The following is a 13404-nucleotide window of genomic DNA, read 5'->3' as shown; positions in this document are numbered from 1 at the left end:
CAGAGGACTTTCAGCCTCGCAACATGTTGGGAGGCGTGCCCGGCGCGACCCCCACAAGTGATTTCAAAGGGTTAACGCCGGGTGCGACCGAATGGACCGCGAAACAATCGGATTTTCACGGTCGGGCGTCACGATTCCCGCTCTCAGATCGCCTTCGGCTCGGGTGCGGCGATGCCCTCCAGCACTCTCAGCGGACGTCGCACAGCCTCGGGCAGGCCCGTCCGGGGCGGCGCCGGAACCTGCTTCGAGACCTCGACGACCAGGACGCCGCCCGCGAAACGGTTCGAGACGTGATTGCCCAGCTTCTCCCAGAAGGCGCTCGTCTTCAGCCAGAAGGGTTTGGGACTTGGCGGATGGAAAAGGGCCGCGCTGTGCCGCCGCGGCATCAGTCCGATCGCCGCCACCATCGCCTCGAGTTGGCCAAGCGAATAGGGCCGCCCGAAACCGAAGGGCGTCACGTCGCGCCGTGACCACAGGCCCGCACGGTTCGGCACGATGAACAGACCCAGGCCCTCGGGCGCCAGCACGCGATAGCACTCGTCCAGAAGCGCGATGGGGTCCTCGCTCGTCTCGAGGCCATGCAGCACCACGAGGCGGTCGACGCTGTCGGTCTCTATCGGCCAGAGCTTCTCCTCGCAAAGCACCGACACGTTGTCCAGGCCGGCGGGCCAGGGCATCACCCCCTGCTGGCCCGGCATCAGGGCGATGACCCGCCGCGCCTCGGCAAGGTAGGGTCGAAGCAGCGGCGCAGCGAAGCCGAAGCCCACGACGTTCAGGCCCCGCGCCTCGGGCCAGAAGCCAGTCACCTGCTCGCGGATGGCGCGCTGCGCCGTCCGTCCCAGCCGGGTCCGATAGTAGAAAGTCCTGAGGTCGAGCACGTCGAGGTGCATTGCGGCGCGCGGTCCTTTGTCCGACAGTCCGGCGGAAGCATAACCGCAACAAGGGCTGAATCCATGTCATTCGAGATCGTCACCGTTCCATGCCGCACGGACAACTATGCCTTCCTCGTCCACGGCAACGGACGGACCGCTCTTGTCGACGCGCCCGAAGCCGCTCCGATCGCGGCAACTCTGGACGGCCGCGGCTGGACGCTCGACGAGATCTGGATCACCCATCACCACGACGACCACGTCGAAGGTGTGGCCGAGCTTTGCGGACGCTACGGTGCCACCGTACGGGGCGCCGCCGCCGACGCGCACCGCCTTCCCCCGCTCGACCACGCGATCGGCGACGGCGACAGCTTCGACTTCGCCGGGTCCACCGTGCAGGTCATGGACGTCTCGGGCCACACCGTGGGCCACATCGCCTTCTACCTTGCCGACGCCAAGGCCGCCTTCACCGCCGACAGCCTCATGGCGCTCGGCTGCGGCCGCGTCTTCGAAGGCACCATGCCGATGATGTGGCAGAGCCTGTCAAAGCTCGCCGCCCTGCCCCGCGACACGACAATCTGCTCGGGCCACGAATACACCGAGGCCAACGGCCGCTTTGCCCTGACCATCGAGCCCAACAACATCGCCCTGAAGGAACGCCTCCGCATGGTCGCCGAAGCCCGCGAACGCGGCGAGCCGACGGTGCCGTCCAAGCTCTCGACCGAGCTCGAGACCAATCCTTTCCTCCGGGCGGGCTTGGATGATGTCAAAATGCTCCTAGATATGACCGGACGAAGCGACGCCGAGGTGTTCGGCGAAATCAGGCGTCGCAAGGATTCGTTCTGATGTCGCCACAATTTCTCTCGTTTTCCGTAGCAGCGTGAACGCGGGTCCGAAAATGTGAGGCCTTGCGACGAGAAAAGGCTTGAAGGTTCGGAAATCTAACCGAACTCTAACACTATGAGGCCACGGTCTGGATGGGCCCTCAGCGCCCTCCGACCCTTGTGAAAGGAGCTTGTGAGCGTGCCATCTTTTTCCAAGACGCTCGAGGATGCGATCCATGCTGCGCTGGCGATAGCCAATTCGCGCAGGCATGAGCTCGCGACGCTGGAACATCTGCTTCTGGCGCTGATCGACGAGCCTGATGCCGCGAAGGTGATGCAGGCGTGTTCGGTTGATCTCGATGAGCTCCGCAAGACACTCAACGATTTCATCGACGACGATCTTTCGACCCTGGTGACCGAGATCGAAGGATCCGAAGCCGTACCGACCGCCGCCTTCCAGCGCGTGATCCAGCGCGCGGCGATCCATGTCCAGTCTTCGGGCCGGACCGAAGTGACGGGGGCCAACGTCCTCGTCGCCATCTTTGCCGAGCGTGAGTCGAACGCCGCCTACTTCCTGCAGGAGCAGGACATGACCCGGTACGACGCCGTCAACTTCATCGCGCACGGCGTCGCCAAGGACCCGTCCTTCGGCGAAACGCGACCCGTCTCGGGCGCCAACGAGTTCGAGGAGGAGGCGTCTTCCTCCACGTCTGCCTCGGAAGAGGACGGCAAGGAATCCGCCCTGTCCAAGTATTGCGTCGACCTCAACGTCAAGGCCCTCAAGGGCGACGTCGATCCGCTGATCGGGCGCGAGCCCGAGGTCGAGCGTTGCGTGCAGGTGCTCTGCCGCCGGCGAAAGAACAACCCGCTCCTCGTCGGCGACCCCGGCGTCGGCAAGACCGCCATTGCCGAAGGTCTGGCCAAGAAGATCGTCGAGAAGCAGACGCCCGAGGTTCTTCAGGGCGCCACCATCTTTTCGCTCGACATGGGCGCGCTTCTCGCGGGCACCCGGTATCGCGGCGATTTCGAGGAACGGCTGAAGGCCGTGGTGACCGAGCTTGAGGATCATCCCGACGCGATCCTCTTCATCGACGAGATCCACACCGTCATCGGTGCCGGCGCCACCTCGGGCGGCGCGATGGACGCCTCGAACCTGCTGAAGCCCGCGCTCCAGGGCGGCAAGCTGCGCTGCATGGGATCGACGACCTACAAGGAGTTCCGCCAGCACTTCGAAAAGGACCGCGCCCTGTCGCGGCGCTTCCAGAAGATCGACGTGAACGAGCCGACCGTCGAGGATTCCGTGAAGATCCTCATGGGCATCAAGCCCTATTTCGAGGAGCATCACGGCGTCGTCTACACCGACGACGCGGTCCGGACGGCCGTCGAACTGTCGGCGCGCTACATCAACGACCGCAAGCTGCCCGACAAGGCCATCGACGTCATCGACGAGGCCGGAGCGGCGCAGCACCTCGTGGCGCCCGAGAAACGCGAACGGACCATCGACGTCCCGCAGATCGAGAATGTCGTCGCCAAGATCGCGCGCATTCCGCCGAAGAACGTCTCGAAGGACGACGCCGCCGTCCTGCGCGACCTCGAGGCGTCGCTGAAGCGCGTCGTCTTCGGACAGGACCGTGCGATCGAGGCGCTGGCCTCGGCGATCAAGCTGTCGCGCGCCGGTCTTCGCGAGCCCGAAAAGCCCATCGGAAACTACCTCTTCGCCGGCCCGACGGGCGTCGGCAAGACCGAGGTCGCGAAGCAACTCGCCGACTCCCTTGGCGTCGAGCTTCTGCGCTTCGACATGTCCGAGTACATGGAGAAGCACGCCGTCAGCCGCCTCATCGGCGCGCCTCCGGGCTATGTCGGTTTCGACCAAGGCGGACTTCTGACCGACGGCGTCGACCAGCATCCGCACTGCGTTCTCCTCCTCGACGAGATCGAGAAGGCGCACCCGGACGTGTTCAACATCCTTCTGCAGGTGATGGACCACGGCAAGCTGACCGACCACAACGGCCGGCAGGTCGACTTCCGCAACGTGGTTCTCATCATGACCTCGAACGCGGGCGCGTCGGACATGGCGAAGGCCGCCATAGGCTTTGGCCGCGACCGGCGCGAGGGCGAGGATACCGAGGCGATCGAACGCATGTTCACGCCAGAGTTCCGCAACCGTCTCGACGCGGTCATCAGCTTCGCGCCGCTTCCGAAAGAGGTCATCCTCCAGGTGGTCGAGAAGTTTGTCCTGCAACTGGAAGCCCAGCTCATGGACCGCGGCGTCCATATCGAGCTGACGCGCCCGGCCGCTGAATGGCTGGCGAACAGGGGCTACGACGACAAGATGGGCGCCCGTCCGCTGGCGCGCGTCATCCAGGAGACGATCAAGAAGCCGCTGGCCGAAGAGCTTCTCTTCGGCAAGCTCGCCCAGGGCGGCATCGTCAAGGTCGGCGTGAAAGAGGGCAAACTTGACCTCCGGATCGAGCAGGCGACGAAGCGCATCTCGTCGAAGAAGAAGCCTCCGCTTCTCACCGCCGAATGATCGCCTGACCAAAAAAATGCCTTTGAAAGCCCCGCCTCGCGCGGGGCTTTCTTTTTGGCCGGGGCCGCTGATACGGTGACCGCGGAAACGGCAGGGAGAGCAGCCATGCTGAAACACATCGCGGGTTTTGCTCTGGCCGCGGGGCTCGCCATCGCCTGCGCACCCGTCAAGACCGTCACCGGAGCCGACCTCTACAGCGAATTCTGCGTGGCCTGTCACGGCACATCCGGTCGCGGCGACGGACCGGCGGCGTCCTCGCTTCCCGTCAGACCTGCCGATCTGACCGCGCTCTCCTCCCGCAACGGCGGACGCTTCCCGATGGCGCGGGTCCTCTCGACCATCGACGGATACACCCGCGTCCAGACAGGCACCCACGTCATGCCGGAATTCGGAAGCACCCTCTCGAAAGGGACTGTCCTGATGGTCGACACCGGCGACGGCATCGCCAGTCCCGTCCCCGCGCGCCTTCTGGCGCTGGCCCGGCACCTGGAGAACCTTCAGCGCTAGGCGGAACCGGCAGGCACTATTCGTTCGTCGGAGACCCGTTAGTGTTTCGGTCAGGTCTGCTTCGAGGTCATGGGGCAATCGCCATTAGTCATGCTGTGCGAGAGGCGCGTTGAAGACTGCTAAACTGCTGGTCGCAAAACCAGTCTTTGCTATACAGCCGAAAGAGCGATCTGTGCGTGACAGGCCGGAACGGAGTAAGTGGAAGTGCGCGTTTGGACCTTAATACTGTTGATAGCGGTGTTTCCTGTTCTTGCTGTCGCCCAAACGTCCTCAACTGATTGCGGCTTGTTTACAGTTCGCCCAGAAAGCGATGCCCTCGTTCTGGACAAAAGTGGAAATGTGAAGCGTGTAGTAGGTCCTGGATTACACATTTGCGTGCCCATGGTGGAAACTGTTTGGATTGAAAACACGCTCTTTGAGCGACGTGAGGATGTCGAAATCTGGTGGCCTGAGGACCAATGCGAAATCACAGTTTCAGTCTTTTGGAACATCTCCGACCTGGAGGTTTACTACACCAAAGGTCAAGAAGCGGTCGCCGTTTCTGTGATCGAGAAGCAGGTGCAAGAGGCTCACGAGAATGCAGAGGTTTCTAGCTTTAGTAGGGAGACAATCTCAAACTACCTGCAAATCACCCTTCGTGAGAATCGTGGGGCGTTCGAGGAGTATGGCGTCAACTTTCTTCGCTCCTTCGCGAGCCTTGAAGACTGTATCCAAGAATAAGAGCGTGATCAGATCAAACGCCAACCTCTTGTCCCCATAGCCGACCACCACACACCCTCCAAAAGAAAACGCCGGACCCGAAGGCCCGGCGCTTCCCACTCGTCACTCGTGAAATCGATCTCAGTTCGTCGGCGTGATCGTGATGTCCACGCGACGGTTCTGCGCACGGCCTGCGGCCGTGGCGTTGGTGGCGATCGGCTGGCTCTCGCCCGCGCCGATGGTCCGGACTCGCGATCCCGAGACGCCCGACGAGCGCAGGACCGACGACACGGCCATCGCACGGCGCTCGGACAGGTCCTGGTTGTAGGCGGCCGAGCCGGTGTTGTCGGTGTGGCCGGTGACGGTCACGACCGACTGCGGATACTTGTTCAGGCTGTTGGCCAGAACACGCAGGTCCGACGCGAGCGTCGCGTTCAGCGTGGCGCTGTCGGTAGCGAAAAGGATCGCCTCGGGCATCCGCACGATGAGTGCATTGCCGGTGTTGATCACGTCGATCTGGCCATTGCCGAAATCGTTGCGCAGTTCCGCCGCTTGGCGGTCCAGGCTATAGCCGATGGCCGCACCCGCAGCAGCGCCGACTGCCGCGCCGACGGCGGCGTTCCGAATCCGGTCGCTGCCGCTTTCACGGGTTCCGCCGAGAACGGCGCCCACTGCCGCGCCCGCAAGCGCGCCCTGACGGGTGCGGTCGCCGTCGGTGCCAGGGTAGGTGGAAGGATCGCCGCAGGCAGCGAGGGCCATCAGGCCGGCCGCGCCAAAAAGCGTGGAAGTCTTGGAGATAGACATGAGGTGTCCTTTTTCTTTGCACATCTCGAACGCCGCTATATGCGAAAGGTTCCACATTGCCAGCGGTCACGAGAGGAAACTTGGGCTTCTGCGCCCTGCTAGGCAAATTCACGCCTCTGTTATGCCATATCAGGCAGTCTCAGCCGCTTCCCAGGCCAGCATGGCGCGCTTGACCGGAAGGCCCCAGTGATAGCCGCCCAACCCTCCGGACTTTCGCAACGCCCTGTGGCACGGGATCAACCACGAGATCGGATTGCGACCGACGGCGCTGCCGACCGCGCGCACCGCCTTCGGATGCCCGATCAGCCGGGCAATGTCGCTGTATGTCGTGACGTGGCCTGTCGGAACGTGCAACAGTGCCTCCCACACCTTGATTTGGAACGGCGCCCCGATCAGGAACAACTTCGGCGTCGCCGCCTGTCCATCCGTCGGGAAGGCGGCCTCGGCCAGCGGTGCCAACCGCGCCCGGTCCTCGACGAACGTGGCGTCGGGCCACCTCGACCGCAAATCCGCCATCGTCGCCGCAGACCCGGCCTCGGCTGCGAAGCCGATGCCGCAGATGCCGCGCTCGGTGCCCATCACCAGGACCGGCCCGAACGGGCTGTCGAACCAGCCCCAGGCTATTTCCAGGCCCGCCCCGCCCTTCGCGTAATCGCCGGGAGACATGGCCTCCCATCGCACGAAAAGATCGTGCAGCCGTCCCCCGCCCGACAAGCCCACAAGGTCGGCCGTCTCGAGCGTGGTGTGCCGCGTGGCCAGAAGCGCCTTCGCATGGTCGAGACGCAGCCACTGCTGATAGCGCTTCGGAGACACCCCGGCCCACCGGCTGAAGATGCGCTGGAAATGCGCGGGGCTCATGTGCATCTCGGCCGCGATCTCCTCCAGCGTCAGCTCGCGCCCGTCCGTGCCGTCCAGCCTCTCGATGGCGCGGCGCATCAGGTCATAGTGATATCCGGTCTCGATCTGGGTCATGGCGGTCATCATCGCGATCCTTCTGTCATTGTCACGAAACTAGGCAGGGCCGGCCTGACCTGCGACCCGGATCCTGCGGGAAAGGCTTGCCGCCCCACGGCCGATCCGCCAGAACGAACCCGATGGCCAGGCAGCTTCCCTATCACACGATCCGCGAGATCTTCGCCCGCTTCCACGCCGCGGAGCCCGAGCCGAAAGGCGAGCTCGAGCACCTCAACGCCTACACCCTCCTCGTCGCCGTGGCGCTGTCGGCCCAGGCGACGGACGCCGGCGTCAACAAGGCGACCCGGGCCCTCTTCAAGGTCGCCGACACGCCGCAGAAGATGCTCGACCTCGGCGAAGAGGCTCTGACCCAGCACATCAAGACCATCGGCCTCTATCGCAACAAGGCGAAGAACGTGATGAAGATGGCCCGCATCCTCGTCGACGACTACGGCGGCGAGGTGCCTTCGTCGCGCGCCGCCCTCCAGGCCTTACCAGGCGTCGGCCGCAAGACCGCCAACGTCGTTCTCAACATGTGGTGGAGCCACCCCGCCCAGGCCGTCGACACACACATCTTCCGCGTCGGCAACCGCACAGGCATTGCACCCGGCAAGGACGTCGACGCCGTCGAGCGCGCCATCGAGGACAACGTGCCCGCCGAATATCAGCGCCACGCGCACCACTGGCTGATCCTGCACGGCCGCTACATCTGCCTTGCCCGCAAACCCCGATGCCCCGACTGCCTGATCCGCGATCTCTGCGCCTACGAGGACAAGACCCCATGAACGCCTTCGACGTGGTCGGGATCGGCAATGCGATCGTCGACGTCATCTCCTCCGCCGACGACAGCTTCCTCGACCTCATGGGGATCGAGAAGGGCATCATGCAACTGGTCGAGCGGCAGCGGGGCGAAATGCTCTATGCCGCGATGAAGGACCGCGTGCAGGCCCCCGGCGGATCTGTCGCGAACACGCTTGCCGGTCTCGGCAACCTCGGCCTGCGCACCGGCTTCATCGGCCGCGTCCACGACGACGCCCTGGGGCGCTTCTACGCCCGCTCGATGGAAGAGGATGGCACCGCCTTCGTCAACCCGCCCGTCGCGGGCGGCGACCTGCCGACATCGCGCTCGATGATCTTCGTCTCGCCCGACGGCGAGCGCTCGATGAACACCTATCTCGGCATCTCCTCCGAACTCGGCCCCGACGACGTGGCAGACGATGTGGCGGGCGCGGCGCGGATCCTGTTCCTCGAGGGCTATCTCTACGACAAGCCTTCGGGAAAGGAGGCCTTCGAACGCGCCGCCCGCCTCTGTCGCGGTGCGGGCGGCAAGGCCGGCATCGCGCTCTCGGACCCGTTTTGCGTCGACCGTCACCGCGACAGCTTCCGCCACCTCGTGCGCGACCTCGACTACGTCATCGGCAACCGCCACGAATGGGAATCGCTCTACCAGACCGACCTGTCGTCGGCGCTCGAGCAGGCGGCGGCCGACTCCGGCCTCGTCGTCTGCACCCGTTCGGGAGAGGATGTCATCCTCGTGCAGGGCGACGAGACCGCGCGCGTGCCCGTGCGCCGCGTCGTGCCCGTCGACGCGACCGGAGCGGGCGACCAGTTCGCCGCAGGCTTCCTCTACGGGTACGCCACCGGCCAGTCTCTGGAAACGGCAGGCCGCATGGGCTGCGCCGCCGCCGCCGAGGTCATCGGCCACTTCGGCGCCCGCCCCGAGACCGACCTCAAGGCGCTCTTCCGCCGCGAACAGCTGATCTGAGGGACGCCGGGGCTCCGCCCCGGACCCCGGAGTTTTTTAACCAAGAAGAAACCGATCCCGGCGAGGGTACTCTGGCGGTACAGGCGGGAGCGCCGATGACCGCCCAAGGAGAAGGCGACTTCTTCCGGGGCGTCCCTCAGCAGGGGCGCCCCTTTCTCGTTCTTCTTGGCTGAAATACTCCGGGGGTGCGGGGGCAGAGCCCCCGCCCTTCACGCCGCCGAGCGGGTAAGACGCTCCGGAAGCCCGTTCGCCCAGGCGCTGATCGTGCCCGCACCAAGGCACACGACGATGTCGCCCGGCCGCGCCTGTTCGCGCACCAGACGCTCCAGGTCGTCCTCCGATACCACCGCCCTCGCGTGACGATGACCGTGCCGGATCAGCCCGGCCACCAGATCCTCGCGCGTTGCGCCCGGAATGGGGTCCTCGCCAGCCGAATAGACCTCGGCAATGCCCACGACGTCGGCCTCGTTGAAGCAGGTGCAGAAATCCTCGAACAGCGACGACAAACGCGTGAAGCGGTGCGGCTGATGGACGGCGATGACCCGCGCGCCCGGCTCGATGGCCTGCCGCGCCGCCTTCAGCACCGCCGCGATCTCGACCGGGTGGTGGCCGTAGTCGTCGATGACCGTCACGCCGCCCACGGTGCCCACCCGCGTGAACCGCCGGTTGACGCCTTTGAAGTTCGCAAGAGCTTCGCGGATCTCGGCCGCCTTCATCCCCAGGTGCCGCGCCACGGCCACTGCCGCCAGCGCGTTCGAGACGTTGTGATCCCCCGGCATCGGCAAGGTGCAGCCCTCGATGACCATGCCGTCGGCCAATTCCACGTCGAACTGTGCGATCCCGGCCTCGTAACGCAGGTTCACCGCGCGCACGTCCGCCTGCGCGTTGAACCCGAAGGTCACGACCCGCCGGTCCGTCACGCGCCCCACCAGCGCCTGTACCTCGGGGTGGTCGGTGCAAAGTACGGCCAACCCGTAGAACGGAATGTTCGACACGAAGTCCAGGAACCCCTGCCGCAGGGCCTCGATCGACCCCCAATGCTCCATGTGCTCGGGATCGATGTTCGTCACGATGGCGATGGTCGCGGGCAGCCGGTTGAAGGTCCCGTCCGACTCGTCGGCCTCGACCACCATCCACTCGCCCGCGCCGACCCGCGCGTTCGACCCGTAGGCATGGATGATGCCGCCGTTGATGACGGTCGGGTCCAGCCCGCCGTGATCCAGAAGGGCCGCCACCATCGTCGTGGTCGTGGTCTTGCCATGCGTCCCCGCCACCGCGACGTTCGAGCGAAGCCGCATCAGCTCCGCCAGCATCTCGGCGCGCCGCACCACCGGCAGACCCAGCCGCCGCGCCTCGTCCAGTTCCGGGTTGCCCTTCTTGATCGCCGACGAGATCACGATGACCTCTGCGCCCTCCAGGTTCCCAGCCCTCTGACCTTCGAAAATCGTGGCCCCCATCGCTGCGAGCCGGTCGGTGATCTTCGACGCCTTCAGGTCCGACCCCTGCACGGTGTAGCCCGCCCGGATCAGCACCTCGGCGATGCCCGACATCCCGATGCCCCCGATCCCCACGAAGTGGATCGGCCCCATCTCGGTCGGCAGTTTCGTCGCTGCGGCTGCGTTCATGTCTCTCTCCGTCCAAGCTCTTCGACAAGGCCGGCCAGCCGGTCCGTCGCGTCGGGGATGCTCTGGGTCAGTGCGTTCGCGGCCATGCGTTTCGCGGCATCGGGCGAGGTGAGCACAGTCATCATCTGTTCCGACAGCGAAGCCGGGTCAAGCGCGGATTCAGGCACCAGGATCGCCGCATTGGCATCGACCAGCCCACGCGCATTCGCCGTCTGCTCGTCGCGGATCGCCGCCGCGAGAGGGATCAGGATCGACGGTCGTCCGATCACGCTAAGGTCTGCGACCGACGACGCCCCCGACCGGCAGACGACCAGGTGCGCCGCAGCCATCAGGTCGGGCATGTCTGGAAAGAACGGCTCGACCATCGCGCTGACGCCGGCCTTGTCATAGATCTCGCGCACCCGCGCATCGTCCTCGGGCCGCGCCTGGTGCGCCACCTCGAGCCGCGCGCGCAGGCTGTCCGGCAGGCGCGCGATGGCCAGGGGCACGGTGTCGGATACTACCCGCGCGCCTTGGCTGCCGCCGAAGGCCACGATGCGAATCGTCCCGTCCGAGGGCGGATAGGGGGCGGCCGCGCGGACGAGCACGCTCCCCCGCACCGGGTTGCCGACATGCACGCTCTCGACGCCGGCGGGAAGCTTCGTCGGCCAGGTCCCGCAGGCGATGCGGTCGACATGCCGCGCGAAGACCTGGTTCACCCGGCCCAGCACCCCGTTCTGCTCATGGATCAGCCGCGGCACCCGCAGGATCCAGGCAGCCGCCAGCGCCGGGATCGACGGATAGCCGCCGAAACCGGCGACCACGGTCGGGCGATCCGACAGGAACCGCGTCGCCGCCGTCACGACGCCGCCCACGATCAGAAACGGTGCGGCCAGCTTGGCCAGCGCGCCGCCCCGCGCGAAGGTCGCACTTGCGACCCGCCGTATCTCGACGCCCTTCGGGAACTGGCCGGTATACCGCGCGCCCCTCGCATCCGTTGACAGGGTCACCCGCCAGCCCCGCGCCAGCATCGCCTCGGCCAGCGCCTGCGCGGGATACATGTGTCCCGCCGTGCCGCCCGCCGCGATGACCAGATGCGGCGCGCTCACCGCCCGCTCCGGACGAGATAGTCGCGGATTTCGCCCTGCGGCCGGGCCCGCGTGAAGGACAGCAGCATCCCAAGCATGATGCCCCCTGCCACTAGAGACGACCCGCCATAGCTGACGAAGGGCAGCGTCATCCCCTTGGCCGGCAGAAGCCGGACGGCCACGCTCATGTTGATCATCGCCTGCATCGCAAAGGTGCAGGCCAGCCCCGTCCCCGCCAGCCGGATGAACGGATCGCGCTCGCGCATCAGCCGGAAGAGCGAACGCAGGACGATGGTCGCGTAGAGGAAGATGATGGCGAGGACGAGGATCAGCCCGTACTCCTCGGCCGCCACCGCGATGATGAAGTCCGTGTGCGCATCCGGCAGCGACCATTTCACTGTCCCCTCGCCCACGCCGACGCCGAAGAAGCCGCCCTCGCGGATCGCGTTCGCGGCATAGCCGAGCTGGGTGTTCGGATCGACCTCGGCCGACAGGAACCCGTCGATCCGCCGCGCAAAGTGCTCGGAGCCCCGATAGGCGAACATGGCGCCCGCCGAGACCAGACCGGCGATCCCCGCCAGGATGTAGAACGGCGCGCCGCCGACGAAATACATAACACCCCAGGCGAACAGGATCAGGCTCGCCTGTCCGAAATCGGGTTGGAGCGCGAGAAGCAGCACGACCGCCAGAGCCAGTGCGAAGGAATAGGACTTGCCCGGCGGGCCGGCGACCTCGTTCGAAGCAGCGATCATCCAGCCGACAAGGACGATGAAGCCTGGCTTCAGGAACTCCGACGGCTGGATCGAACCGAAGCCGACCGAGAACCAGCGCACCGCGCCCTTGCCGAAATCCGTGCCGATGAAGGGCAAAAGCATCATGGCGAGGAACGAGATTGCGAAGCCGATCACCGCCAGTCGCCGCACCGTGCGGGGCGACATCAGCGTCATCGCGAACATGGCGATCAGGGCCGCGCCGCCGAAGAAGACCTGCCGTTCCACGTAATAGAACGCCGAAAATCCGTTCCGTTCGGCGAGAGGGGGAGACGCGGCGAGACCCAGAAGAAGCCCGATGCCGAACAGCACCAGCACGCAGCTCATGGACCACTTGTCGACGGTGCGCCACCACCGGGGAAGAATCGGCTCGCCGCCCCCGCGCGGGACCGAGCCATAGACCATCTCCGTCATGAGCCTGCTCTGCTGCCTGTCGCCCGTTCACCGGGTCTGCGGCGAACCATAGCGAAACGCGACTTCGAGCGCCAGAGAAACCCTGCCGTCCGCCGTATCGGGCGGACGGGGCGTCTCCGGTCAGGTCATGCTTTGCGCCAGCTCGCTGACCCGCGCCTTGAAGCGGCGGTCGATCGACCCCTTGGCCAGCTTCAGAGACTGCACCAGAAGGCGCGCGGAAAATGTCGTCGGCCGCACGTCCAGCGACACGAACAGCCGCGTGCGCGCCTTTGACAGCGCCACCAGATCGACGACGCCAAGGCAGATCACGCCCCCCGACCGGCTCTCGATGGCGTAGCCCTGACCGCTGTCGATCGAGACCAGCTCGGCGCTCATGTCGTGCGGCCGCCCGCGCCAGGTGAAACGCGCCTGCCAGCGCGCACCCGGCTCGTGCGAGGGCAGCGTGTCGTCGCGGGTCACGTCGATCCCCCGGCGCAGCATCTGCTTCTCGAACCCGTCGAAGTCGGTGACGGCCTCGTAAACCCTTTCGAGCGGGGCTTCGATGTCTTCGCGGGCGGACAGCTTCATGAGGTCGGT

13 protein-coding genes are annotated in these 13404 nt (G+C 65.7%); 6 read left to right on the top strand and 7 right to left on the bottom strand.

The window, feature by feature from the left end; translation table 11 throughout:
* Positions 1-143: 143 nt before the first annotated feature.
* The gene (locus C8D95_RS19730; RefSeq protein ID WP_109760917.1) at positions 144-890 is read right to left on the bottom strand and encodes a methyltransferase domain-containing protein; all 747 of its coding nucleotides are present in this window, start codon (positions 888-890) and stop codon (positions 144-146) included.
* 63 nt (positions 891-953) lie between these two features.
* Between C8D95_RS19730 and gloB the strand changes: the two genes are divergently transcribed.
* From gloB to C8D95_RS21815, 4 genes are all read left to right on the top strand, one after another.
* Entirely contained in the window at positions 954-1715 is a 762-nt protein-coding gene (gloB, locus tag C8D95_RS19725; protein ID WP_109760916.1) for a hydroxyacylglutathione hydrolase, read from the top strand.
* A gap of 177 nt (positions 1716-1892) precedes the next feature.
* A complete protein-coding gene (gene clpA, locus C8D95_RS19720) occupies positions 1893-4223 on the top strand; it encodes an ATP-dependent Clp protease ATP-binding subunit ClpA (protein ID WP_109760915.1) in 2331 nt (776 codons plus the stop codon).
* Between the two features lie 105 nt (positions 4224-4328).
* Positions 4329-4730, top strand: a complete 402-nt coding sequence (locus tag C8D95_RS19715; protein WP_109760914.1) for a c-type cytochrome — start codon at positions 4329-4331, stop codon at positions 4728-4730.
* Positions 4731-4928: 198 nt separating this feature from the next.
* A complete protein-coding gene (locus tag C8D95_RS21815) occupies positions 4929-5450 on the top strand; it encodes an SPFH domain-containing protein (protein ID WP_126918612.1) in 522 nt (173 codons plus the stop codon).
* A gap of 120 nt (positions 5451-5570) precedes the next feature.
* Here C8D95_RS21815 and C8D95_RS19705 read toward each other — a convergent pair whose 3' ends face one another.
* Both C8D95_RS19705 and C8D95_RS19700 read right to left on the bottom strand, forming a co-directional pair.
* The gene (locus C8D95_RS19705; RefSeq protein ID WP_109760912.1) at positions 5571-6233 is read right to left on the bottom strand and encodes a YiaD family glycine zipper/OmpA-like lipoprotein; all 663 of its coding nucleotides are present in this window, start codon (positions 6231-6233) and stop codon (positions 5571-5573) included.
* Positions 6234-6362: 129 nt separating this feature from the next.
* Positions 6363-7214, bottom strand: coding sequence for a methylated-DNA--[protein]-cysteine S-methyltransferase (locus C8D95_RS19700; RefSeq protein ID WP_109760948.1), 852 nt, complete (start codon positions 7212-7214; stop codon positions 6363-6365).
* A 113-nt stretch (positions 7215-7327) separates the two neighbouring features.
* On the opposite strand from C8D95_RS19700, the gene nth reads away from it, so the two are divergent.
* Together nth and C8D95_RS19690 are read left to right on the top strand one after the other, a co-directional pair.
* Positions 7328-7972 (top strand): endonuclease III, encoded by a 645-nt coding sequence (nth, locus tag C8D95_RS19695; RefSeq protein WP_109760911.1) that lies wholly within the window; start codon positions 7328-7330, stop codon positions 7970-7972.
* Positions 7969-8952 (top strand): adenosine kinase, encoded by a 984-nt coding sequence (locus C8D95_RS19690; RefSeq protein ID WP_109760910.1) that lies wholly within the window; start codon positions 7969-7971, stop codon positions 8950-8952. The genes nth and C8D95_RS19690 overlap by 4 nt, the downstream gene beginning before the upstream one ends.
* Positions 8953-9161: 209 nt before the next feature.
* Here the strand turns inward: C8D95_RS19690 and murC are convergent, their stop codons facing one another.
* From murC to C8D95_RS19670, 4 genes are all read right to left on the bottom strand, one after another.
* On the bottom strand, positions 9162-10577 hold the full coding sequence (murC, locus tag C8D95_RS19685) for a UDP-N-acetylmuramate--L-alanine ligase (RefSeq protein WP_109760909.1): 1416 nt from the start codon (positions 10575-10577) through the stop codon (positions 9162-9164).
* Positions 10574-11665 (bottom strand): UDP-N-acetylglucosamine--N-acetylmuramyl-(pentapeptide) pyrophosphoryl-undecaprenol N-acetylglucosamine transferase, encoded by a 1092-nt coding sequence (locus C8D95_RS19680; RefSeq protein WP_109760908.1) that lies wholly within the window; start codon positions 11663-11665, stop codon positions 10574-10576. Before C8D95_RS19680 ends, murC begins: the two co-directional genes overlap by 4 nt.
* Positions 11662-12828, bottom strand: coding sequence for a peptidoglycan glycosyltransferase FtsW (locus C8D95_RS19675; protein ID WP_109760907.1), 1167 nt, complete (start codon positions 12826-12828; stop codon positions 11662-11664). Before C8D95_RS19675 ends, C8D95_RS19680 begins: the two co-directional genes overlap by 4 nt.
* 120 nt (positions 12829-12948) lie before the next feature.
* Complete coding sequence (locus C8D95_RS19670; RefSeq protein WP_109760906.1) at positions 12949-13395, bottom strand: SRPBCC family protein; 447 nt, start codon at positions 13393-13395, stop codon at positions 12949-12951.
* Positions 13396-13404: the final 9 nt, after the last annotated feature.

This window comes from Silicimonas algicola, from assembly GCF_003148765.1.
GTDB classification, from domain to species: Bacteria; Pseudomonadota; Alphaproteobacteria; order Rhodobacterales; family Rhodobacteraceae; genus Silicimonas; species Silicimonas algicola.
This window is presented reverse-complemented; position numbering and strand designations above follow the sequence as displayed.

Bases quoted from the DNA above. Each gene is read 5' to 3' on its own strand.
- C8D95_RS19730 (WP_109760917.1), bottom strand. From the start codon at position 890: ATGCACCTCGACGTGCTCGACCTCAGGACTTTCTACTATCGGACCCGG.
- gloB (WP_109760916.1), top strand. From the start codon at position 954: ATGTCATTCGAGATCGTCACCGTTCCATGCCGCACGGACAACTATGCC.
- murC (WP_109760909.1), bottom strand. From the start codon at position 10,577: ATGAACGCAGCCGCAGCGACGAAACTGCCGACCGAGATGGGGCCGATC.
- nth (WP_109760911.1), top strand. From the start codon at position 7,328: ATGGCCAGGCAGCTTCCCTATCACACGATCCGCGAGATCTTCGCCCGC.
- C8D95_RS19670 (WP_109760906.1), bottom strand. From the start codon at position 13,395: ATGAAGCTGTCCGCCCGCGAAGACATCGAAGCCCCGCTCGAAAGGGTT.
- C8D95_RS19705 (WP_109760912.1), bottom strand. From the start codon at position 6,233: ATGTCTATCTCCAAGACTTCCACGCTTTTTGGCGCGGCCGGCCTGATG.
- C8D95_RS19675 (WP_109760907.1), bottom strand. From the start codon at position 12,828: ATGACGGAGATGGTCTATGGCTCGGTCCCGCGCGGGGGCGGCGAGCCG.
- C8D95_RS19700 (WP_109760948.1), bottom strand. From the start codon at position 7,214: ATGACCGCCATGACCCAGATCGAGACCGGATATCACTATGACCTGATG.
- C8D95_RS19715 (WP_109760914.1), top strand. From the start codon at position 4,329: ATGCTGAAACACATCGCGGGTTTTGCTCTGGCCGCGGGGCTCGCCATC.
- C8D95_RS19690 (WP_109760910.1), top strand. From the start codon at position 7,969: ATGAACGCCTTCGACGTGGTCGGGATCGGCAATGCGATCGTCGACGTC.